A 24,064-nucleotide genomic window follows, 5' to 3' on the forward strand; every position below is an offset into this window, starting at 1 on the left:
TCACAGCCGTACGGGGAACGACGAGTACAGCCGCGCGCCACCGGGAATGATCTCGCGGTACTTCAGATCCTCCCGCCGGACCGCGAGTTCGAGCGTCCGGTTCCGGAGGAACAGATGGTCCACGGCGACCTCGCCCTCCAGTTCGGCGAGCGAGGCACCGATGCAGCGGTGCGGGCCCGCGCCGAAGGCGAGATGCCCTCCCCCGCGTTTGAGCACCCTTTCCACATTGCACCGCTCGGGCTCGGAGAAGACCCGGGGGTCGTAGTTGACCGCCTGCAGCGAACCCGTCACGGCGTCACCCCTGCGGATCCGCACACCGGCCAGCTCCATGTCCTCGACCGCGTACCGCGGTCCCGCGCTCGGAATGGGGTTCGCGATCCGCATCAGCTCGTCGAGGGCGTGCGGCAGCGCGTCCGGCCTGGCCCGCAGCAGTTCCAGCTGGGCCGGGTTCTCCAGGAGCGTCAGGACCGCGTTCGGGATGAAATGGGCCGTCGAGTGGTACCCGCCGTTCACCAGAACGCCCACCATCGAGATGATTTCGTCCTCGCTCAGCCGGTCGCCGTCCTCGTCGACGGTGTGGACCAGGGTGGAGATCATGTCGTCGGCCGGCTCGGCCCGGCGCCGTGCGATCAGCTTCTTGGTGTAGGCGAACAGGCCCGCGGCGCTGGTGGCGAAGTCGGCATCGATATTGGCGTATTCGTCCATCCACTGGCGGACCTGCGGCTGGTCGGCCTCGTCGATGCCGACCAGTTCGCAGATGACCGCCCCGGTGAGTGGTGTGGCGTACTCCTGGAGGAGGTCGCCGGACCCCTTCGCGGCAAGGCCGGCGAGCAGCCGGGCGGAGATCTCCTCGATGCCCGGGCGCAGCGCTTTGATCCGCCGGACCGTGAAGGCGGGTGCCACCAGGCGCCGGAGCCGGGAGTGGTCCCCGCCGTCCTGGAGCATCAGATTGGACGTGAAGTAGCGCAGCAGCTCCTCCGGCACATCGAGCGCCGTGAGGGCCTGGTCGGCGATGCTGGGACCGTCGTGCCCCGGGACATTGGCGGCGTTCGTCACCAGGCGCGGATCGCTCCACGCCTCCTTGAACTCCTCGCTCCGGGTGATCAGCCAGACCCGGGGGCCGCCGGGAAAGCCGATGCGCACCAGGGGTGCCGTCTCCCTCAGCCGGGCGAAGGCCCCGACGGGATCGTCCTCGAATTCCGGGTTCAGCAGGCTTGTGATCGGCTCATCCATGGTGGTCGTCTCCTTGACGTGCGTATCCGGCGCCGCAGACGGACTCGGCCTCGATCAGGTCCAGCACCTCCCGGCCGCGGTCGACCAGATACATGTGGTCGCCGGGGAGTTCGGCGTAGCGGAACTCCCCCCGGGTGGCGGTCCGCCACTCCTGTGCGCGTTCCGCGCTGACCAGTCCGTCGGAGCCGCCTCTGACCGAGCAGATCGGTACCGACACCGGTTCGCCGGTGCTCGGAACGTAGTTCTCGTGCATCTCGCAGTCGGCCTGGAGCACCGGGAGGATGAGTTCCCGCATCTCCGGGTGGTCCAGGGCCTCGTGCCGGAATCCGGCGAACTCCTCCACCCTGGCGAGGAACTCCTCGTCGGGCAGTCCCGTCGCCCTTCGCTCCCGCTGGGTCCAGGGGCCCGGCGACCCGCTCACCACCAGCCGTTCCACGGGTATCCCGCGGCCGGTCAGCAGATGCACCAGCTCATAGGCGAGGACCGCGCCCAGACTGTGCCCGAACAGCACCGTCCGGGTCCCCTCGCCCAGCTCGGCGGCGACGGCGTCGGCCGACTTCGCGGCCGCCTCGACGGCGTTGCGGTACGGGGGCTCCAGGATCCGCCGCTCGCGGCCGGGCAGCTCGACGGTGACCAGACGCCACCGGCCGGCGGCGAGGGCCCGCCACGGGTGGAAGAAGGAGGGGCCCGCTCCCGCGAAGGGAACGCACACCAGGGCGGTGGGCTCCCCGCCGGCCGGGCCGTTCACCGCGCCAGCCTGCGGGCGATCACCTTCATGATCTGGCCCGCGGGTTTGGGCATGTGCAGATCGTGGTGGGTGGCGTCGACGTCGTACTCCTCGATCGCGCCGAGGACGTGCGGCCGCCAGTGGGGGGCCCACGAGCCCTGGTCGTCCTTGTCCAGCCGGGCGTTGAAGTAGAGCATGTCGCCGCGGTAGACGGGCGAGTCGAACTCCTCCATTTTCGCCAGGTTGTTGGCGCCCACCTCGGACATGGTCTCCAGGAAGCGGTCCATGTTGGCGGTGTTCATGAACTGGCCGAAGACGTCCTCGACCTCCTTCCGGTAGACCGCGGGCACCGTGCCGGACAGGTCGCGGAATCCACTGGCCGACTTGGAGTCGAGGACGGCCAGCAGGCCGACGTCGTGTCCGCGCCGGTCCAGCGCGTCGGCGACGGCGTGCGCGAGCGGTCCGCCGTAGGACCAGCCCACCAGGTGGTAGGGCCCCTCCGGCTGGATCTCCAGGATCCGGGCGAGATAGTCCTCGACCATCTCCGGTACGGAGCCCGCCACCGCGTCCCGGCCGCCGGAGCCGCGGGACTGGAGGGCGTAGGCCGGCCGGTCCGGAACATAGGGCGCGAAGGTGAAGAAGGCCCAGCCGAGGCCGCCGCCGCCGTGGAAGAACCAGACCGGCGGTTTACCGGTACCCGGGTCCCTGTGCAGCGGCAGGACGACGGCGAACGAGTCCAGGTGGTCGTCGGGGATGCCGCCCATCAGCACCAGGGACCCCAGCTCGGCGACCGTGGGGTACCGGACGATGGTCCGTACGGGCATGTCGACGCCGAACTGCTTGCGGATCCGGGCGCTGAGCCGGGTGGCGAGCAGCGAATGGCCGCCGAGGACGAAGAAGTCGTCGTCGATGCCGACGGTCTCGACGCCCAGCAGCTCGCTGAAGAGGGCGCAGAGCTTCTCCTCGTGGGAGTTGCGGGGTGCCCCGGTGCTGGTGGTGGTCGTGGACTCCGGCGGAAGTGCCCGGCGGTCCAGTTTGCCGGCCGTGGTCAGCGGGAGCGCGGGAAGCGGCACCACCGCGGCCGGGACCATGTAGTCGGGCAGCCGCTCCCGGAGGTAGCGGGGCAGTTCGAGCGTCAGCGGGCCGATCGACTTGGCGAGGGCGGGCGCGTTGGTGCGGGCCCGTCCGGCCGCGTCACCGGGGAGGAATCCGCCGAGGACCGACGGCGGGGTGTCCGGGCCGCCGTTCAGCAGCACCGCGTCGAAGCCCTGGACGGTCTCGCCCGACCAGGTGAGCACCGCCTCCCGGCCCTGCCGCCGGGCCCACGCGGCCAGCTCCGCCGGATCGAGGGGCTCGCCGGACGGCGCCGGTCCGTTCAGCACGCCCGCCCCGGTCGCCGCGGCGGCCTCGGCGGCCAGCCGGGCGTTGGGTATCCCGGTCACCCGTACCGCTCCGGCGGTCCGCTCCGTGTATGCGCCCAGCGCGGTCAGGTCCCGGACGTCCCGTCCCCAGGCCACCGCCGGGGTTCCGGTCAGGTCCGGCAGCCCGGCCGGGTCCTTGTGGAGGACGACCTCGTAGCGGTGCCGGGTCAGTTCGTTCCGCGCGGTGCCCGCCTTCAGCCGGATATCGCATCCGGCGGAGTGCCGGGCGGCCCATTCGGCGAACCATTCCGGGGCGACCAGCAGTTCCCGTTCGCCGAGCACCGCCTGGTCGACCATGGCCCGGAGCTCCTCGGGCGCGGCGTGCGGCCGGGCCTCGCGCTGTACGGCGGTCAGCAGCAGCCGGAGGGTCGTCGCGTTGCGTACGTCCCCGACGATCACGCGGCCGCCCGGGGCGAGGAGCCGCATGGCCTTGCTCAGCACGTCGTCGAGGTACGCGGCGCTCGGGAAGTACTGGACGACCGCGTTGAGTACGACGGTGTCGAATCCGCCCTCGGGCAGCCCCGAGACATCGTCCGCCGCCCGGACCAGCAGCCGGACGCGCCCGCCGTGGCCGGCCTCCTCGGCCTGCGCGCGGACGCGGTCCAGCACGGTCGCCGAGATGTCGGTGCCCCAGTACTCCTCGACCTCGTCCGCGATCCGGGACAGCAGCAGACCGGCACCGGCGCCGATCTCCAGCACCCGGCGGGGCGCGAAGCGGAGGATGCCGGCGACCGCGGCGTCCCGCCACTCCCGCATCTCCTCGCGGGGGATCGGCTCGCCGTCGTACGCCGAGCTCCACAGATGGAAGTCCTCGCCCCAGGGCTCACCGGCGGACGCGGTGTAGGTGTCGTCGTGGACCTGGCGCCACTCCTCCACCTGGACTGCGGGGTCGGCCTCCGCGGCGTCCGGGTCGGGGACCGCGTAGGCCACCAGGCGCTGGTCGCCCTTCTGGTTCTCCCGGACCACGACGACCGCCTGTGCCACGGCGGGATGTGCGGTCAGCTCCTGCTCGATCTCGCCGAGCTCGATCCGGAGCCCGCGGATCTTCACCTGGAAGTCGGTGCGTCCGATGAACTCGACCTGGCCGTCCTTGCTCCACCGCACCACGTCCCCGGTGCGGTACATCCGGCCGCCCGGGGTGCCGAACGGGCAGGCCACGAACCGGTCGGCGGTGAGGGCGGTCTGCCCGAAGTATCCGCGCGCCAGACAGACGCCGGCCAGATAGAGCTCGCCGGTGACCCCGGGTGCGACCGGGCGCAGTGCCGCGTCCAGCACGTACACCTGGGTGTTCCAGATCGGCCTGCCGATCGGGACCCGGTCCGCGCCCGGCACATGCTGCCAGCCGGTGACCTCGACGGTCGCTTCGGTGGGGCCGTAGAGGTTGTTCGCGGAGCAGCCGGGCAGCAGTTCGGTGAACCGGTTCGCCAGTGCGGCCGGGAACGGTTCGGCCGCGACCTCGATCCACCGCAGACTGGTGCAGCCCGCGGCCGCGGGTTCGGCGACGAAGGCCTCCAGCAGCGAGGGGACGAAGTCCGCGCAGGTCACCTGTTCCCGCTGGATGAGTTCGGCCAGATACGCGGGATCCTTGCGGCCGTCCGGCCGGGCGACGACCACCACGGCGCCGCGCTGGAGCGGGGCGAACAGCTCCGGGACGGATGCGTCGAAGCTCGCCGAGGTGCTCAGCAGGATCCGGTCCTCGCCGGTGACGTCGAAGTGCGCCAGGCCCCAGGCGATCCGGTTCATGATCGACCGGTGTGCGACCTGGACGCCCTTCGGACCGCCGGTGGAACCCGAGGTGTACATCACATAGGCGGCGTTGTCGGGTGTCAGGTCCCGGGCCGGATCGGTGTCCGGGTAGCCGGACACCTCGGGCAGGTCCTCCTCCAGCACCAGCAGCGGCCGGGCGCTGTCGAGGAACTGCCGGACCCGCTCCCCCGGCAGTTCGGTGTCCAGCGGGAGGTAGGCGGCACCGGCTTTGACCACCGCGTAGACGGCGACCATCAGGTCCACGGACCGGGGTACGCGGACAGCGACGATCCGCTCGGGGCCCGCGCCCCGCTCCAGCAGCCAGTGCGCCAGCCGGTTGGCGCGCCGGTTGAACTCGCCGTAGGTGAGGGTCTCGTGTTCGCCGATCACGGCGGTACGGGACGGATCGCGCGCCACCTGGGCCTCGAAGGCGTCCGGCAGGGTTCCCCCGGGCACCGGCCGTGCCGTGTCGTTCAGCCCTTCCACGACCCACTGCCGTTCCTCCGCCGACAGGGCCTCGACCGTGCTGAGGGGTGACTGCGGGGCGGCGGCGAGCTGTTCCAGGACGCGTGCGAACCGGGCGGCGACGGCCTCGACCGTGTCCCGGTCGAAGAGCTGGGTTGCGTACATGATGTCGCCGACCAGTGCCCCGGACTCGTCCGTGGTCATGCTGAAGAACAGGTCGAACATGGCGGCCGAGACCAGATGCTGTTCGAACTCGACGCTCAGGCCCGGCAGCACGAAGTCCTGTTTTGCGAAGTTCTGCCAGGCGAACGCCGTCTGGAAGAGCGGCTGGTAGGCCGCGGACCGCTCCGGGTTGATCAGCTCGACCAGCATCTCGAACGGGATGTCCTGGTGCTCGTAGGCCGCCAGGGCCTTGTCCCGGACCCGGGCGAGCAGGCCGGTGAACGCCGGGTCGCCGGACAGGTCGACCCGCAGGACCTGGGTGTTGACGAAGACCCCGACCAGATCGGCCAGCGCCTCGTCGGTCCGCCCGGCGATCGGGTTGCCGATGGTCACATCGTCCCCGGCGCCGAGTTTGTGCAGCAGTACCGCGATCGCGGCCTGGAGCACCATCGACATGGTCATGCCCTGGGCGTCGGCCAGCCGCTGGAGCGCGGCCGCGGTCTCCGGGCCGGCCGTGAAGGCGACGGTGCCGCCGTCCAGGCTCCGCTCGGGGGGCCGGGGGCGGTCCAGCGGCAGGTTCAGGGGCTGCGGGACCCCGGCCAGTTCCGTACGCCAGTACGCGGCCTGGGCCGCGGCCAGGCTCTCCGGGTCCGACGGGTCGCCGAGCAGTTCGCGCTGCCAGAGCGTGTAGTCCTTGTACTGCACGGGCAGCGGGCGGTAGTCGGGGCGCCGGCCCGCCAGGCGCGCGGTGTAGGCGGTGGTGAGGTCGCGCGCCAGCACCCCGCCCGAGACCCCGTCCGACGCGATGTGGTGGATCAGCAGGACCAGCAGGTGTTCCTGCGGTCCGAGCCGGAACAGCGTGGCCCGCAGCGGGATCTCGGCCGCCAGGTCGAAGTGGTGCGCGATGACGCCGTCGACGGCGGCGGTCAGCTCGTCGGCCGTCACCTCGGCCACCGGCACTTCCAGCGGCACCTCGGCCGTCGGCAGGATCCGCTGACGGGGCTCGTCCTCGTCGTCGGTGAGGTAGACCGTGCGCAGGATCTCGTGGCGGTCGACCACATCGCGGATCGCGGCGACGAGGGCCGTCCCGTCCAGCGGCCCCGTCAGCCGGAACGTCGGGGAGATGTTGTAGGTCTCCGCTCCGCCCTCCAGCTGGTACGTAACCCACATACGGCGTTGTGCGTAAGACAGCGGAATCACTGGATTCACTCCTCTACGAGCATCTTGCGCAGACTGGGGCGGAGCGGGACGGCGGACTCCTCCGACCAGGCGGCGAGCGCGGCCGGTGTCGGCAGGTCGAAGACCTTGCGGATGGGTATCTCGATGCCCAGTTCGGCGCGGGCGCGGGTGATCAGCCGGGTGGCGAGCAGGGAGTGCCCGCCGAGGGCGAAGAACCCGTCGTCGACGCCGACCCGGCCGATGCCCAGGACCTCGGCGAACAGCCGGGCCAGCGCCTCCTCGCGGGCGGTCCGGGGCGCCCGGAAGGGGGTGGCGGGGGTGAGGTCGGGTACCGGCAGGGCCTTCCGGTCGAGCTTGCCGTTGGGCGACAGCGGCAGCCGGCCGAGCGGTACGCAGACGGCGGGGATCATGTAGTCGGGCAGCAGCTCCGCCAGATGGGCGCGCAGCACGTCCTGGTCCGGGGCGGTGGCGCCGGGCAGGGGAACGACATAGGCGGCCAGATAGGGGGTCTCGCCGGCCTGCCGGGTCACGACGGCGGCCCGGGCGATCCCGGGGTGGGCCGTCAGGGCGGCTTCGACCTCACCGGGTTCGACCCGGTAGCCACGAATCTTCACCTGGGTGTCGATACGTCCCAGATGGTGCAGTTCGCCGTCGGGGGCGAGGCTCGCCAGATCGCCGGTGCGGTACATCCGGGAGCCGGCCGGTCCGTAGGGGTCGGGGACGAAACGCTCCGCGGTCAGGGCCGCCCGGCCCTGGTAGCCGCGGCCCGCCCCGGCCAGATACAACTCGCCGGGCGTGCCCGCGGGCAGCAGGGTCAGGTCCGGACCGAGGATGTAGGCGTGGACTCCGGGGAACGGCCGGCCGATGGGCACACCGGAGGTGTACGGCCGGTGGGGGTGCAGCAGATGGGCGGTGGCGTAGAACGTCTCGCTGGGGCCGTAGCTGTTGATCACCCGGGCCGCGGGCCAGCGGGTGCGCACCCGTTCCGCCAGGGCCGGGGTCAGTACTTCGCCGGAGATGTTGAGTGCGGTGGGCCGGACCCGGTCGCCGAGCTGGTCCACCAGTTCGGCGAGGGCCGACGGCACCGAGCAGATCACGTCGATGTCCCAGCGGTCGCGTTCGGTCAGCTCCAGCACATCGCGGACGATCTCGGCGCTGCCGCCGGTGGTGAGTGCGGCGAACAGCTCGAAGGTGGCGACGTCGAAGCCGAACGAGGCGGCGAGCAGCACCCGGCGGCCGGATTCCGCCCCGGCGTATCCGACGAGGGCGTCCACGGCGTTGACCACCGTGGTGTGGGTGACGCCCACTCCTTTGGGGACGCCGGTGGAGCCCGATGTGTAGACGACGTACGCGAGGTGGCCGGGTCGGACCGCGGGCCGGGCCGCGGCCGCCGCCGGGGGCCGCCGCGGCGGGGCGGCCGGGGCGGGTGCTCCGGACGCGTCGAGCACCAGGACGGGGATGCCGGTGCCGGGTATCAGGTCGAGGGTGCCGGCGTCGGCCAGGATCAGGCCGGGGCGCGCGCCGGGGAGGATGTGCGGGAGGCGGGTCCGGGCGAATGCGGGGTCGACGGGCAGATAGGCGCCGCCGGCCTTGAGGACGGCCAGCAGGGCCACGGCCGAGGCGGCGGTCCGCGGCAGTACGGTGGCGACCACGGACTCCGGGCCGGTGCCGTACCGGATCAGTTCGGCCGCGAGCCGTTCCGCGCGGGCGTCCAGTTCGGCGTAGCTGAGGGTGGTGTCCCCGGCGATGACGGCGGGCGCGCCGGGGGTCCGCGCGGTCTGCGCGGCGACGCGGGCGGTGATGGTGGTGTCCGCGGTGGGGACGGCCGGGTCGCCGGACCGCGCCAGCAGTTCTCCCCGTTCGCCGGGTTCGAGGACGTCGAGGCGGGCCACCGTCAGTTCCGGGTCGGCGGCGAGTTGCCGCAGGACCCGCAGGAGGCGGGCGCCGACGGCCTCGGCCGCGGTGCGGTCGAAGATCTCCGGGGTGTACTGGAGGACGAATTCCGGGTGCGGGTCGGCGGCCGCCGCCAGGCAGAGGGGGTAGTGGTTGCCCGCGGTCGGGCGGAAGCCGGTGAAGGTGATGCCGTCCGCGGCCTCACCGGCGGCGCGGAGGCCGTCGCGGTCGACGGGGTACGACTCGAAGACCACCAGGGTGTCGAAGAGGGGTTGCAGTCCGGTGGCCCGCTGGATGTCGGCGAGCCCGTGGTGGTAGTGCTCGGCGAGGGCTGCCTGCCTGTTCTGGAGCCGGGTGAGGACGTCGGCGACGGTGTCGCCGGGGGCGCAGGTCACCCGTACGGGGACGGTGTTGATGAACATCCCGACCATCGACTCGACATCCGCCACCGCGGGCGGCCGCCCGGAGACGGTGGCGCCGAACACCACGTCGTGGCGGCCGGTGAGGCGGCCGAGCAGCAGTGCCCAGGCGCCCTGGACCAGGGTGTTGAAGGTGATGCCGAGACCGGCGGCGCGGCGCCGGAGTCCTTCGGCCTCACCGGGGGTGAGGGCGAGGTCCACCTGGTCGCGGCTTGCGGCGTCGGTGCCCTCGGAGCCGGGGGCCAGCAGGGTCGGTGTCCCGATGCCGTCGAGTTCGTCCGCCCACACCTGTGCGGAGGCCTCGTGGTCCCGTTCGGCGAGCCAGTGGAGGAACTCCCCGTAGGAGCGGGTGGCGGGCAGTTCCGCCGGGTCTCCGCCGGAGGCGTAGAGCAGCAGCAGGTCCCTCATCAGCATGGGCGTGGACCAGCCGTCGAACAGGGTGTGATGGGCGGTCATCACCAGCTCGGGGCGGCCGGGTTCGGGCACCACGAGGGCCATCCGGAAGAGCGGCGGGGCGTCCGCTTCGAAGTGGGCGGCCCGGTCCCGGGCGAGGAACCGTTCGTACGCCGCGGTCCGCTCCGGTTCCCCGGCCGCGGTCAGGTCGAGGTACTGCCAGGGCAGGGTGACCGCTGCCGGGATCACCTGCACCACATCCCCGTCCGCCCGGCCGGCGAAGGCGGCGCGCAGGCTGGGGTAGCGGTCGAGCAGCGCCTGTCCGGCGCGGCGCATCCGCTCCGGATCGACGTCACGGGAGAGCTGGAAGGCCAGTTGGACGTGGTACGGGTCGTACGACGACCCGCCGGCGAGCATCGTGTGGAAGAGGATCCCGGACTGGGCCGGGGTGACGGGCCATATCTCGGCGAGCCTGCCGAACCGGGCCTCCCAGCCGTCGATCTCCTCCTGGTCCGTGGCGACCAGGGGGGCGTCGGCCGGGGTCAGTCCCCCGGCGCCGGGGGCGGCGGCGTGCTCCGCCAGGGCGGTCAGCGCCCGGACCCACACATCGGCCAGCTCGGTGACCTCGTCCCGGGTGAGCACTCCGGTGGGGAAGGCGAAGTAGGCGGTCAGTTCGTCGCCGCCGGGTCCGGCCGTGGCCACGGCGCTGATCTCCAGTGCCGAGGGCGCGGGGAGGTCCGGGTCGGGCGCGGCGATCGGATCGGGGTGGGTGGGGTCGGGGGCCCAGCCCAGGCCGCGCAGGTCCGCCGGGATGTCCGCGCCGGAGGATCTGCCGAGGTAGTTGAAGCCGATCTGGGGTTCCGGACGGGCGGCCAGTACGGCCGCGGTGCCGGGGTTGAGACGGCGCAGGAGGCCGTAGCCCATACCGTGGTCCGGTACCGACCGGAGTTGCTCCTTGACGGTCTTGACCGCCTTTCCGGCGGACGGGCCGCCGGCGAAGGCGTCCGCCAGGTCGAGACCGGCGAGGTCGAGGCGTACCGGGAACATCGAGGTGAACCAGCCGACCGTGCCGGAGAGGTCCGCGCCGGGCACCAGGTGCTCGTGCCGGCCGTGTCCTTCCAGCCGGACGAGGGTCGCGGTCCCGGGCACTCCCCGGGCCCGGCGCCGGTGGGCCAGTGCCAGCGCCAGCCCGGCCAGGAGTCCGTCGTCGGCACTTCCCCGGAAGACCGCGGGCACCGTGTCCAGAAGTACCTTGGTGACCTCGGGGGGCACCACGACCCGCACCGTGTCGACGGTGGCGGCGACATCCACCGCCGGGTCGGTGCGGCGGGTCCCGAGGGCCGGTTCCTCCCCGGCCAGGACGGACTCCCAGACGGCCAGCTCCGCCACCCGCTCCGGGGCGGCCGCCTCCTCGGCCAGGGCGTGCATCCACCGCCGCAGGGAGGTGCCGGTCCCCGCCGCGGCGGGGGCCGCCGGGGGCGCGCCGTCGCGGACCCGCCGCCAGGCGGCGATCAGATCCGGGACCAGGATGCGCCATGACACACCGTCGACGGCGAGATGGTGGAGCACGATCAGCAGCCGCCCGGGGCCGGTGCCGGAGGTGAACCGGACGAACTGCGCCAGCACGCCCGCGTCCGGGTCCAGCCGCCCGGCGGCGGCGTCCAGTTCCGGTTGTACCGCCTCGGCCGTGTAGGGGACTTCGTGCAGCAGGGGGCCGGCGGCGACGGAGCCCGGCGGCTCGGTGCGGAGGCCCGGCCCGGCCCGGTCGAGGCGGGCGCGCAGCACGTCGTGGCGGTCCAGCACCGTCTGCAGGGTGGCGATCAGGCCGGTCCGGTCGATGTCCCCGGGCAGGGTGAGCATCGCCGACATGCAGAACCGGCCGATACCGCCGCCCGCCGCCAGGACGTGTGCCGCCGTCGGGGGCAGCGGGGCCCATCCGGTGCCGCCGCCGGGCAGCTCCGCGAGGAGCGGAGCCGGCCGGTCCGCGCGGGCCCCGGCCAGCTCCGCGAGCCGGGCGACGGTCCGGTGTTCGAAGATCTCCCGGGTGGTGACCACGACACCGCGGGCCTTGGCCCGGGCCACGACCTGGATGGACCGGATACTGTCCCCGCCGGCCGCGAAGAAGTCGTCGTCCGTGCCGACCGGACGCCGGTCGAGGACATCGGCGTACACCTCGGCCAGTACCCGTTCCGCCGCGGTGCGCGGTGCCCGGTAGCCGGCGTCGGTGAACTCCGGTTCGGGCAGTGCGGCCCGGTCCAGTTTCCCGGTCGTGGTCCGCGGCAGCCGGTCCAGCGCCATCAGCACGGCGGGCACCATGTAGTCCGGCATCCGTTCGGCGACGAACCGCCGCAGCTCCGCGACCGGGACGGCGGGACGGCCGCCCGTGCCGCCCGTGCCGCCCGTGCCGTCGGCGGCAGCGGCGGTGGCAGTGCCTTCGGGGGGTGCCACATAGCCGACGAGGCGGGTGATGCCCGCCCGGTCCTTGCGGGCGGTGACCACGGCCTGGCCGACCGCGGGATGCCGGGCGAGGACGATCTCGATTTCGGTGGGCTCGACACGGATGCCGTTCACCTTGACCTGGGTGTCGGACCGGCCCTCGTACCTCAGCAGGCCGTCCCGGTCCAGCCGGGCCAGGTCTCCGGTGCGGTACATCCGCTCGCCCGGGGGTCCGAAGGGGCAGGCGACGAAGCGTTCCGCGGTGGCTCCGCCGCTCCGGTGGTAGCCGCGGGCGAGCCGGCCGGCCACGTACAGCTCCCCGGTCACGCCGGCCGGGACGGGGGTCAGCTCGGGTCCGAGGACATAGGTGCGCATATTGGGGAACGGCCTGCCGATGGGGATGACACCGGATCCGGCCGACTGCCGCGGGACGGGGCAGGAGGTGACGTAGAAGCTCTCGGTCTGTCCGTAGGCGTGGACGACACGGACGCCGGGGAGGGCCCGGTGCACCTGCCGGACCACATCGGCGGTGAGCGGGTCGCCGCCGAGGATCGCGGTGCGCAGCCGGAGGCCGGGGGCGTCCGGCTCCCCGTTGAGCACGGGGGCGATGAGCGCGCTGAACACCGCGGGCACGGCGCAGACGGTGGTCCCCGACCAGCCGTCGCGTTCGCCGAGTTCGAGCGCGTCGCGCACGATCTCGACGCTCGCCCCGGCGGTGAGTGCGGTGAAGATCTCGAATACGGAGACGTCGAAGCCGACCGAGGTGGCGGCGAGCATCCGGGCCCCCGGTTCGAGCTGTGCCGTCCGCCGTGCGTGCCATACGCCGTTCACCACGGTGGCATGGGTCATGACGACGCCCTTCGGCGTGCCCGTGGAGCCGGAGGTGTACATCACATAGGCGGGGTTGTCCGGCCGGGGTGGCCGGACCGGCGGACCGGCGGCGGCCCGGGGGGAGCCGAGGCCGAGTTCGCCGGGGCGGAGCACCGGCGGCAGACGGTCCGGCAGTGCCGCGGCCGTTTCACGGTCGGTCAGCAGGAGCGCCGGTTCGGCGGCGTCGAGCAGGAGGCCGGTCCGCGCGGCGGGTTGTCCGGGGTCGAGCGGCAGATAGGCGCCGCCCGACTTGAGGACGCCGAGCTGGGCGACGATCAGCTCGGCCGACCGCGGCAGGGCCACGGCCACCACCGACTCCGGCCCGATCCCGCGGTCGCGCAGGATCGCGGCGAGCCGGTCCGCCCGGGTGTCCAGTTCCCGGTACGTCAGCTCGGTGGTCCCGGCGACCACCGCGACGGCGTCCGGGGTGCGCAGCGCCCGGGCGGTGACGAGCTCCGGCAGGGTCTCCCGGGGGGCGGGGGCCGCGGTGTCGTTCAGTGCGGCCAGCCGGTGCCGTTCGTCCCCGGTGAGCACGTCGACCCCGCCGAGCGGTACCCCGGGGTCGGCGACCACCTGGCGGAGCACCCGTACATAGCGGTCCGCGAAGGCGGCGGCGGTGTCGTGGTCGAACAGCTCGGTGGCGTACTCCAGCCGTCCGAAGGCGCGTCCGGACGCCGCGTCCGGGATGATGTTGAAGAAGAGGTCGAACTTCGCCGTGGCGGTGCCGGTCGCCACGGGGGTGACGCGCAGGCCGGGGATCTCGATGCCCGACCAGACGAACTGCCAGGCCAGCATGGTCTGGAACAGCGGGGAGTACGAGGTGGAGCGCTCCGGGTTGAGCAGTCCCACCAGCCGCTCGAACGGCACGTCCTGGTTGTCGTACGCGGCCAGGGCCTTCTTCCGTACCTGGTCGAGCAGCTCGCCGAACGAGGGGTTCCCCTCCAGTCCGACCCGGAGCACCCAGGTATTGGCGAAGAACCCGATGAGATCGTCGAGCTGCTCGTCGGCGCGGCCTTCGATCGGGCTGCCGATCGTCAGGTCCCGGCCGGCGCCGAGGTGGTGCATCAGTACCGCGAGCGCGGCCTGGGCGACCATCGGTGCGGTGGCGCCGCGGTCCACGGCCAGCTTCTGCAGGCCGGACAGCAGCTCGGGTTCCAGCTCGAAGGAGACGTCGCCGCCCCGGTGGCCGACCGCGGTCGGCCGGGGCCGGTCCAGGGGCAGCTGTACCGGCTGCGGGGCCCCGGCCAGCTCCTCGCGCCAGTAGGCCAGCTGGGTCGCGGCGATGCTCTCCGGGTCTTCTTCGTCGCCGAGCAGTTGCCGCTGCCAGAGGGTGTAGTCCTTGTACTGGACCGGCAGGGGCTCCCAGTCCGGTGCCTCCCCCTGTCCGCGGGCCGTGTAGGCGGACACCAGGTCCCGCAGGAACGGCGCCATCGACGCGCCGTCCGCGGCGATGTGGTGGAAGACGAACACCAGAGTGTGCTCCCGGGGGGCGATCCGCAGCAGGGCCGTCCGGAAGGGGAGTTCCGTGTCGAGGGCGAAGCCCTCGCAGGCGATCCCGTGGGTCAGGGCGTCCACCGTGTCGGGGGCCGCTTCGACCAGCCGGACCGGGCAGGCGGCCTCGTCCGGCGGCAGGATCCGCTGTTCCGGAACCCCGTCGGCGTTCTCCGCGATCAGGGTGCGCAGGCTCTCGTGCCGGGCCGTGACGTCCCGTACCGCCGCGGTCAGGGCCCCGGTGTCCAGGTCTCCCTCCAGGCGGAGCACGAAGGGGATGTTGTAGGTGGGGGACGGGCCCTCCAGGCGGTAGAGGAACCACAGCCGGGTCTGGGCGAAGGACAGCGGGATCATCGACGCTTCTCCTCAACGGTCATCTGACGCAGCTGCGGGCGCTTCGACGTGCCCGGTTCCCGGAGGCGGACCGCCAGCTGGGCGACGGTCGGATTGCCGAACACCGTCGTGACCTTGACGTCGACGCCGAGTTCGTTGCGGATGCGCCCGACCAGCCGGGTGGCCAGCAGCGAATGCCCGCCGTTGCCGAAGAAGTCGGCGTCGATGCCGACCTCGTCGACGTCGAGCAGCTCCGCGAAGAGCCGGCAGAGAACTTCCTCCCGCGGGTTGCGCGGTCCGCGGCCGGACGCGGTCCCGGTGCGGCCGGGTGCGGGGAGCGCGGCCCGGTCGAGCTTTCCGCTGGCGGTCGTCGGGAACGCGGCCAGCGGCACGATCGCCGACGGCACCATGTACTCCGGCAGCAGCGTCCGGGCCAGTTCCGCCACGGCGCCGGTGTCCAGCTCCGCGGGGTCCGGCCGGCCGGCCGGTACGACGTACCCGACCAGCCTCGGGTCACCCGTGCCGTCCTGCCGCACCACGGCGACCGCGCCGCCGACCGCGGGGTGCGCGGTCAGCGCGGCCTCGACCTCGGCGGGCTCGATCCGGAAGCCGCGGATCTTCACCTGGAAGTCGGCTCGTCCCAGGTACTCGATCCGGCCGTGCCGGTCCCACCGCACCAGGTCTCCGGTGCGGTACATCCGTCCGCCGGGCGGACCGTAGGGGCAGGCGACGAACCGGCCCGCGGTCGTCCCCGGGCGGCCGAGGTAGCCCCGGGCGAGCCCGGCACCGGCCAGGTACAGCTCGCCGACGGCACCGGGTACCACCGGGCGCAGCGCGGTGTCGAGGACATAGACCCGGGTGTTCCAGATCGGGGTGCCGATGGGCACCCGCTCCGACCCGGGCACATGCCGCCACCCGGTGACTTCGACGGACGCCTCGGTGGGCCCGTAGAGGTTGTACACACCGCAGTCCGGCAGGAGGGCCGCGGCCCGGTCCGCCAGGGCGGCCGGGAACGCCTCGCCCGCGACCTCGATCCAGCGCAGTGTGGTGCACCCGGCCGCGCCGGGCTCGGCGACGAACGCCTCCAGCAGTGAGGGGACGAAGTCCGCGCCGGTCACCCCTTCGCGCCGGATCAGCCCGGCGAGATAGGCCGGGTCCCGCCGCCCGTCCTCGCGGGCGACGACGACGGCCGCGCCGACCTGGAGGGGGGCGAACAGCTCCGGTACCGATACGTCGAAACCGGCCGAGGTGCTCAGCAGCACCCGGTCCCGTTCGGTGACGCCGAAGTGGGCCAGGCCCCAGGCGATCCGGTTCATGACCGACCGGTGTGCCACCTGCACCCCCTTGGGTCCGCCGGTGGAACCGGAGGTGTAGATCACATAGGCCGCGTTCTCCTCCGACAGGGTGCGTTCGGGGTCGTGGTCCGGGTAGCCGGAGACGTCCGGCAGGACCTCGTCCAGGGTCAGCAGGGGCCGCGCCCCGTCCAGCAGCTGCCGGACCCGCTCGGCGGGCAGTCCGGTGTCGACGGGCAGATAGGCGGCGCCTGCCTTGACCACCGCGTAGACGGCGACCATCAGCTCGACGGAGCGGGGAATCCGCACCGCGACGATCCGTTCGGCTCCCGCGCCCCGCTCCAGCAGCCAGTGCGCCAGCCGGTTGGCCCGCCGGTTGAACTCCCCGTACCGCAGCGTCTGCTGCCCGGAGATCACCGCGACCCGGTCCGGGTCGCGCCGTACCTGTGCCTCGAACGCCGCGGGCAGGGTGGCCGCGGCCACCGGGTGCGCGGTGTCGTTCAGGTCCCGCAGCAGCCACTGCCGTTCGGCGGGGGACAGCACCTCGACCGCGCCCACCGGCAGCCGGGGGTCCGCGGCGATCTGCTCCAGCACCCGGACCAGCCGGCCGGCGAGCAGCTCCGCCGACGCGCGGTCGTAGACATGGTTCTGGTAGTCGAGGGAGAGCCGCAGATAGGGGTCGGAGGAGTTGAGGGTGAGCGGGTAGTGGGATCCGGCGAACGGCCGGATGGCGTCGATGGTGAACCCGGCGGAGGTGTTGGCCTCGACCAGGCCTTCGCGGTCGATGGGATAGGACTGGAACACCACGATGGTGTCGAACAGGACGGGCAGCCCGGTGGCGCGCTGGATGTCGGCCAGCCCGTGGTGGTTGTGGTCGAGCAGGGCGGTCTGCCGCCGTTGCAGGGCGGTGACGGTGTCGGCGACCGGTTCGCCGGGCCGGCAGGGCACCCGGACGGGGAGGGTGTTGATGAAGAGGCCGACCATTTCGTCCGAGCCGGGCAGCTCCGCCGGGCGGCCGTTGACGGCCGCGCCGAACACCACGTCCTGCCGTCCGGTGAGCTTCGACAGCAGGATCGCCCAGGCGCCCTGCAGAAGCGTGTTCAGGGTGACCCCCAGCTCCGCCGCGCGGCGGGCGAGTTCACGTCCCCGGTCGACGGAGAGCGGTACCTCCACCCGTCCGACGGCGGACGCCGTCTCCCCGGGCCGGGCGTCCGGGGCCACCAGGGTCGGCCGGTCGAGCCCGGCGAGTTCGGCGGCCCACCGGTCGGCCGAGGCCGCCCGGTCCCGGCCGGCCAGCCAGGCCAGATAGGAGCCGTAGTTCCGGACCGGGGGCAGCTCGTCCGTACCGGCGTAGAGCCGGACCAGATCCGTGATCACCGTCGGTGAGGACCAGCCGTCGAAGAGGGCGTGGTGCGCCGTGATGACGAGTTTCGCCCGGCCGGCCCCGCAGCTGAGCAGGGCCAGGCGCATCAGCGGCGGCCGGGTGGGATCGAGCTGTTCGGCGCGGTCCTCGGCGAGGCAGGCGTCCAGGGCGGCGCGCTGTCCGGCTTCGTCGTGGCCGGTCAGGTCGAGGTGCCGCCAGGGCATGGTCACCCGTTCCGGCACGACCTGCACCGGATCGCCTGCCGCGCCGGTGAGGAAGACCGAGCGCAGATTGGGGTGGCGGTCGAGGAGTGCCCGGCCCGCCGCCCTCATCCGTGCCGGGTCGACCGGGCCGGACAGGTGGAGCACGAACTGCATGTGGTAGACGTCGAAGGCGCCGTCCGCGAGGGCGGCCTCGAAGAGGATGCCCGACTGTCCGGGGGACTGCGGCCAGATCTCGGTCAGCGGGCCGTAGCGCTGTTCCCACTCCTCGATCTCGTCCTGCCGGGGCCGGACCAGCGGCGCGTCGGAGGGGGTGAGGCCGCCGGTCCCGGGGCGGGCGGCATGGACGGCCATCCCGTCCAGCAGTTCGGCCCAGAGTCCGGCCAGTGCGGTGACCCGGTCATGGCTCAGTGCCCCGGTGGGGAACATGAACGCCGCTTTCAGCCGGGGGCCTTCGGGGGTGTCCACGGCGACCGCGCTGACCTCCAGCAGGGAGAGCGCGGGCAGGTCCGGATCGGGGGCGGGGACCGGTTCGGCGGACCAGGCGGCGGGTCCCCACCCGTCGCCGCGCAGCTGCCCCGGCACATCGGCACCGGCCAGGCGGCCCAGGTAGTTGAAGCCGATCTGCGGTGCCGGATACCCGGCCAGGCCGGGCGCGGTCCCCGGGTTGAGATGGCGCAGCAGTCCGTAGCCGATGCCCTGGTCGGGGATCGCGCGGAGCTGCTCCTTCACCAGTTTGACGGCCTTCGCCGCGGCGGGGCCGCCGGCCAGCACGTCCGTCGGGTCCACTCCCCGGACATCCAGCCGGGCGGGGTACATGGAGGTGAACCATCCGACGGTACGGGACAGGTCGGCCCCGGGTATCAGGCCGTCCTCGCGTCCGTGCCCCTCCAGCCGGACCAGGACCGGGCGGCCGGCTCCCGACCACCGGTTCACCGCCAGGGCGAGCGCGGCGAGCAGTACGTCACCGGCGGTGCCGCGGAAGGCCGCGGGCAGTGCGGTCAGCACGGCTTCGGTGGTCTCGGCGGGCAACTGGACCCGGACGGTGTCGGCGGTGGACATCACGTCCACGGCCGGGTCGAGGGCCCGGGTCCCCAGTGGGGGGTCCGGGGTTGCCGCGACGTCCTGCCAGTAGGGCAGCTCGGCTTCGCGCTCCGGGGTGAGCGCCTCGGCGCGCAGGGCCGCCGCCCAGCGGCGGGCGGACGTTCCGGGCGCCGGGAGCCGGGGAGTCCGGCCGGCCCTGGCCTGCTGCCAGGCCGTGGCGAGGTCCGCCATGAGGATGCGCCAGGAGACTCCGTCGACGACGAGGTGGTGCAGGACGACGAGGAGCCTGCCGGGCTGCGGCGCCTCGGGGGCGAACCAGACGAAGTCCGCCATGGTCCCGGCCGCCGGGTCGAGCCGGCCGGCCGCCGCGTCCGCCGCCGCCCCCGCCGCGCCGGGAAAGGGCGGTTCGTCCCACCGGCCGTGGCAGGGGATCCGGCGGATCAGGTCCCGCGCTCTCACCGTGCCCGGCTCCCGTACCACCAGGTGGGGTTCGTCGCCGTGGACCAGCCGCGCGCGCAGCAGGTCGTGCCGGTCGAGCACGGCGTCCAGGGTCGCGGTCAGCCCGCTCTCGTCGATGCCCGGGGGCAGTTCCAGGGTCAGCGCCATGGCGAAGCGGCCGGTTCCGCCGCCGTTCCCGAAGATCTGCCGGGCCACCGGGGGCAGCGGCAGCGGGCCGGTCCCGCCCCCCTCGTCCTCGGCGAGCACGGGAGTCTGTTCGCGGTGGGCGGCGACCACTTCGGCGAGCCGGGCCGCGGTACGGCTCTCGAAGATCTCCCGGGTGGTGAGTGCCAAGCCCCGGGACCGGGCCCGCGCCACCACCTGGATGGACCGCAGACTGTCCCCGCCGACCGCGAAGAAGTCGTCGTCGGCGCCGATCCGGTCCACCCCGAGGACATCGGCGTAGGCCGAGGTGATGATCGCTTCGGTCTCGGTGCGCGGCGCCCGGTAGACCCCGCCGCCGAACTCGGGTTCGGGCAGCGCCCGGCGGTCCAGTTTGCCGGTCGGCCCGAGCGGCAGCCGGCCGAGGACCACGAAGGCCGACGGAACCATGTAGTCGGGCAGCCGGGCGGCGGCGAACTTCCGCAGTTCGGCGGCGGAGGCACCGGACTGCACGTCCACATCGCCGATTCCGCCGGCCCCGTCGTCCCCGACGGCTCCCTCGCCGGTGTGGACGACGTACGCCACGAGCCGCCGCCCGCCGGAGGGGATCTCCCGGCCGGCGACGACCACCTCGCTGATCCCCGGATGTGCCGCGAGAACGGCTTCGACCTCGGCCGTTTCGATACGGAAGCCGCGCACCTTCACCTGGCCGTCGTCGCGGCCGACGCATTCGAGCTGCCCCCGGGCGTTCCACCGGGCGAGATCTCCGGTCCGGTACATCCGCCGCCCCGCGGGCCCGAAGGGGTCCGCCACATAGCGCTCCGCCGTCGCGGCCGGCCGGCCGTGGTAGCCGCGGCCCAGGCAGAGCCCCGCCACATACAGCTCGCCGACCACGCCCTGCGGCACCGGGGCGAGTCCCGGGCCCAGTACATAGGCGCGCATATTGCCGAGCGGGGTGCCGATCGGGGCGACCGCCGCGTCGTCCGGCCACTCCTCGTCCGCCGCGAGGGCGAAGGCGGTGGCGTAGAAGCTCTCGCTCTGCCCGTAGCCGTTGACCACCCGTACGCCGGGCAGGGCCTCGCGTACCTGCCGGACCAGCGCGGCCGGGAGGACATCGCCCGCGAAGACGACGGTACGGACGCCGGGGACCTTCAGCCGGTGGCCGGCCAGCTCCCCGAGGACCGCGGGGACCCCGCTGATCACCTGGCCGTCCCAGGAACCCCGCTCGGCGACGGTCAGCGCGTTCGGCACCACCTCGGCCGTACCGCCGGTGGAGAGGGCGGTCAGCAGTTCGAAGACCGAGACGTCGAAGTTCACCGAGGTGCCGGCGAGCATCCGCCAGCCCGGCGGGGTGTCGAACAGGCGCGCCAGTTCGCGTACTCCGTTGACGACACCGCGATGGGTGATCGCCGCTCCCTTGGGCTCGCCGGTGGAGCCGGAGGTGTACATCACATAGGCCAGGTTCTCCGGGTGCAGCGGGGCCCTGCGGTCCGGGTCGCCCGGCGCCCCCCTGCCCGGTGGCTGTTCCCCGAGCCGGGTGAGGTCGACGACGGTGGTGTCGCCCGCCGGCAGTTCCCGCCGGGTCGCGGAGTCCGTGACCGTGAAACGCGGGCGGGCCCCGGACAGTACGCGCTCCGCGCGTCCGCCGAGGTACCGCGGGTCCACCGGCAGATATCCGGCCCCCGACTTGAGAATGCCGATCAGGCCCGCCACCAGTTCCTCGGTACGGGGCAGCGCCAGCGCCACGAGGTCGTCCGGTCCGGCGCCGAGGCGGATCAGCTCCCGGGCGACGGTGTTCGCCCGGTCGTCGAGTTCCCGGTAGGTCAGGGTCCGGCCGTCGCACCGGACGGCCGGCGCGTCCGGGGTCCGGGCGGCCTGGTTCTCGAACAGCTCCGGGACGGTCTCCCCGGGCACCGGCCCGGCGGTGTCGTTGAACCGGTGGAGCAGCAGGTCCCGTTCGCCGGTGCCGAGTACGTCGAGGGTGCCGATCCGGCGGTCCGGATCGGCCACCAGCCGGCCCAGCACCCGGACGAACCGGCTCGCGAGGTTCTCGGCCGTCTCCCGGTCGAACAGGTCCGTGGCGTACTCGACATAGCCACCGGCGCCGCCGGAGCCGTCCGGGACCATATTGAAGAACAGGTCGAACTTGGCCGTGCCGGTCTTCAGCTCCTCGGCCTCGACGCCGAGGCCGGCCAGTTCCGGACTCCCCAGCGGCTCCTGCCAGGCGAGCATCACCTGGAAGAACGGGTGGCAGGCGGTGGACCGGTCCGGGTTCAGCCGCTCCACCAGCCGTTCGAAGGGGATGTCCTGGTTGTCGTACGCGGCCAGGGCCCGGTCCCGGACCCGCCGGAGCAGCTCGCGGAAGGGCGGGTTCCCCGAGAGGTCGACGCGGAGTACCCAGGTGTTGGCGAAGAAGCCGACGAGATCGCGCAGGGCCTCGTCGGTACGCCCCGCGATGGGCGCCCCGAGGGGGATGTCGTCACCGCTCCCGAGGTGGTGCAGCAGCACCGCCAGCGCCGAGTGCATGATCATCGAGACGGTGGTGTCGTGGTCCGCCGCCGTCTTCTCCACGGCCCGGAGCAGACCGGGTTCGAGCGACAGGCCGACCAGTCCGCCGCGATGGCTCGCCGTCCGGGGGCGCGGCCGGTCCACCGGCAGGGCCAGCGGCTGCGCCAGGTCCGCCAGGGCCTCCTGCCAGTAGGCCAGTTGCCGGGCCGCCGGGCTCTCCGGGTCCGCCTCGTCGCCGAGGACGTCCTGCTGCCACAGGGTGTAGTCCGCGTACTGCACCGGGAGCGGCTCCCATCCGGGGGCCTCGCCGGCCCCGCGGGCCGCGTATGCGGTGGCGAGATCGCGGAGCAGGACGCCGAGGGACTCGCCGTCCATGGCGATGTGGTGCACCACCAGGACCAGGGTGTGGTCGTGCGGGCCGCAGCGCAGCAGTCCGGCGCGCAGGGGGATGTCCGCGGCCAGGTCGAAGGGGTCGGTGGCGGCCCGGTCCAGTGCCGCGGCCCGCTCCTCCGGGGCGAGGTCGGCCACCGGCAGCCGGGCCGGGTTCCGGCCGGCCGGCAGCACCCGCTGGTGCGGGACGCCCCCGCCGTCCTCGACGATCACCGTCCGGAGGCATTCGTGCCGGTCGACGATGTCGCGGAGCGCCGATTCCATGGCACCGACGTCGAGTTCACCGGTGAGCCGCAGGGCGAACGCCGCGTTGTAGGTGGGCGACGGGCCTTCGAACCGGTCCACGAACCAGAGCCGGCGCTGCGCGAACGACAAGGGGATCATTCTCTGTCTCCAAATCGGCGGAACCACCGGGGAGCGATCCGCGCCTCAGCTCCGGTCGAGGACTGCCAACAGCTCGTCGTTGTAGAAGTCGTCGAGGGTGCAGGCGCCGGACAGCGTCGAGAAGTAGCGGTCGATCAGCTCCTGGTGGCCGGCCAGACTGCGCAGCATGTCCGTCTGCCCCTCGGGCTTCAGTTCGGCCGTGTTCAGCGCGCCCTGGTAGAAGTTGAGGAAGACGCCGGTCAGTTCGTTCTCGTACCGCTTCAGGGCCGCCCCGAGCGCGGCTTCGTCGTGCAGTCCGTCGCCGATGTGCCCGGTCAGCGACTCGGCCTGCATAAAGGCGTCGGTGATACCGCGGGCGGTGATGGAGTCCTTGTGGTGCACCGCGTCGCCGACGAGCACCCAGCCGGGGCCGGAGGCCCTGCGGAAGTAGTTCTCCTGGTGTCCGGTGCCGTACAGCTGCTCGACCCGGCTGCCCGCCGCCATCCGCTCGTACAGTTCGGGGGTCGTCGTGCGGACGGCTTCCAGCAGAGCCGGGCCGGCCGCGGTGCGCACCCCGTCGAACTCGCTCTGCGGGAAGTACGCCATGATCAGCTTGAGGTCGTCGTTGGTGGGGATGACCCCGATCCAGCGTCCGGGCCGCTCGTACAGCTCGAAGTGGCCGGGGACGCCTGCCCAGTAGCTGTAGTAGGTGCAGGTCAGCCGGGGGTGTTCCACGACCTTCGGTGCCCCCGTCAGGCGGGCCACCAGTGAGCGCATGCCGTCCGCGCCGACGACCAGCCGGGCCCGTTCCGCCGTCTCGGTGCCGCCGGGCGTCGTGTACCGCACCCCGGTCACCCGGCCGTCCTCGAAGAGCAGGCCGGAGACCGTGCAGGAGTCCCTGAACTCCACTCCGGACGCCACCGCGCCGGCCGCCAGGACGGGGTCCAGCACATACCGCCTCGGCGCGTAGGTGGTCCGGTGCCCGTCGACCGGCAGGGAGAAGCCGTCCAGCCGGACGCCGGGGGCCTCGAAGCTCTGGTGGTTGATCGGCGTGCAGCCCGCGGCGACGAGTTCACCGAGCAGCCCCCAGCGGTCGAGGAGCGCGACACCGGGTTGGTGGATGTAGTGCGAGGACAGCGTGTCCTGCGGGAACCGCGCCTTCTCCAGCAGCAGGACGCGATACCCCTGCCGGGCGAGGAGCATGGCCGTCGGCGAACCCGCGCAACGAGCACCTATGACAACGACGTCGTACATGGCCCTCTCTTACTACTGGGGTACCGCACCCATGGATTCGATATAGGCGGAGATCGACGCCACCGTCGGGTTGAGAAACATCCGGTCGATCGGGACTTCGATGCCCAACTCCTCGACATAACTTCTCTGGATTCTCGCCATGATCACGGACTGGCCGCCCAGGGCAAAGAAATCCGCATCGACCGGAATATCGTCCAGATCGAGTTCCCGGCACCAGATGGCGCACACTCGCTCGGCAATCATCACAGCCCTCCCGTCCGC

General features: G+C 72.9%; 7 protein-coding genes. All 7 read right to left on the reverse strand.

Annotated features, from left to right (window positions below):
* Genes ACWDR0_RS22895 through ACWDR0_RS22925 form a run of 7 tightly spaced genes read right to left on the reverse strand, consistent with a single transcriptional unit; the run spans nt 1 to nt 24,046 of the window.
* Nucleotides 1–1,233 carry a cytochrome P450 family protein gene (locus ACWDR0_RS22895; RefSeq protein ID WP_456353593.1) on the reverse strand — a complete coding sequence of 411 codons (1,233 nt, stop codon included), beginning with the start codon at nt 1,231–1,233 and terminating at the stop codon, nt 1–3.
* The gene (locus ACWDR0_RS22900) at nt 1,226–1,981 is read right to left on the reverse strand and encodes a thioesterase II family protein (protein WP_456353594.1); all 756 of its coding nucleotides are present in this window, start codon (nt 1,979–1,981) and stop codon (nt 1,226–1,228) included. Before ACWDR0_RS22900 ends, ACWDR0_RS22895 begins: the two co-directional genes overlap by 8 nt.
* Nucleotides 1,978–6,963 (reverse strand): amino acid adenylation domain-containing protein, encoded by a 4,986-nt coding sequence (locus ACWDR0_RS22905; protein ID WP_456353595.1) that lies wholly within the window; start codon nt 6,961–6,963, stop codon nt 1,978–1,980. The genes ACWDR0_RS22900 and ACWDR0_RS22905 overlap by 4 nt, the downstream gene beginning before the upstream one ends.
* A complete protein-coding gene (locus ACWDR0_RS22910) occupies nt 6,960–14,789 on the reverse strand; it encodes an amino acid adenylation domain-containing protein (protein ID WP_456353596.1) in 7,830 nt (2,609 codons plus the stop codon). The genes ACWDR0_RS22905 and ACWDR0_RS22910 overlap by 4 nt, the downstream gene beginning before the upstream one ends.
* The gene (locus tag ACWDR0_RS22915; RefSeq protein ID WP_456353597.1) at nt 14,786–22,570 is read right to left on the reverse strand and encodes an amino acid adenylation domain-containing protein; all 7,785 of its coding nucleotides are present in this window, start codon (nt 22,568–22,570) and stop codon (nt 14,786–14,788) included. The genes ACWDR0_RS22910 and ACWDR0_RS22915 overlap by 4 nt, the downstream gene beginning before the upstream one ends.
* Nucleotides 22,571–22,615: 45 nt before the next feature.
* On the reverse strand, nt 22,616–23,803 hold the full coding sequence (locus ACWDR0_RS22920) for an NAD(P)/FAD-dependent oxidoreductase (RefSeq protein WP_456353598.1): 1,188 nt from the start codon (nt 23,801–23,803) through the stop codon (nt 22,616–22,618).
* Nucleotides 23,804–23,815: 12 nt separating this feature from the next.
* Entirely contained in the window at nt 23,816–24,046 is a 231-nt protein-coding gene (locus tag ACWDR0_RS22925; RefSeq protein WP_456353599.1) for a phosphopantetheine-binding protein, read from the reverse strand.
* Nucleotides 24,047–24,064 lie beyond the last annotated feature (18 nt).

It is taken from the genome of Streptomyces sp. NPDC003691 (assembly GCF_053981115.1).

Bases quoted from the DNA above. Each gene is read 5' to 3' on its own strand.
- ACWDR0_RS22895 (WP_456353593.1), bottom strand. From the start codon at position 1,233: ATGGATGAGCCGATCACAAGCCTGCTGAACCCGGAATTCGAGGACGAT.
- ACWDR0_RS22910 (WP_456353596.1), bottom strand. From the start codon at position 14,789: ATGATCCCGCTGTCCTTCGCCCAGACCCGGCTGTGGTTCCTCTACCGC.
- ACWDR0_RS22915 (WP_456353597.1), bottom strand. From the start codon at position 22,570: ATGATCCCCTTGTCGTTCGCGCAGCGCCGGCTCTGGTTCGTGGACCGG.
- ACWDR0_RS22920 (WP_456353598.1), bottom strand. From the start codon at position 23,803: ATGTACGACGTCGTTGTCATAGGTGCTCGTTGCGCGGGTTCGCCGACG.
- ACWDR0_RS22925 (WP_456353599.1), bottom strand. From the start codon at position 24,046: ATGATTGCCGAGCGAGTGTGCGCCATCTGGTGCCGGGAACTCGATCTG.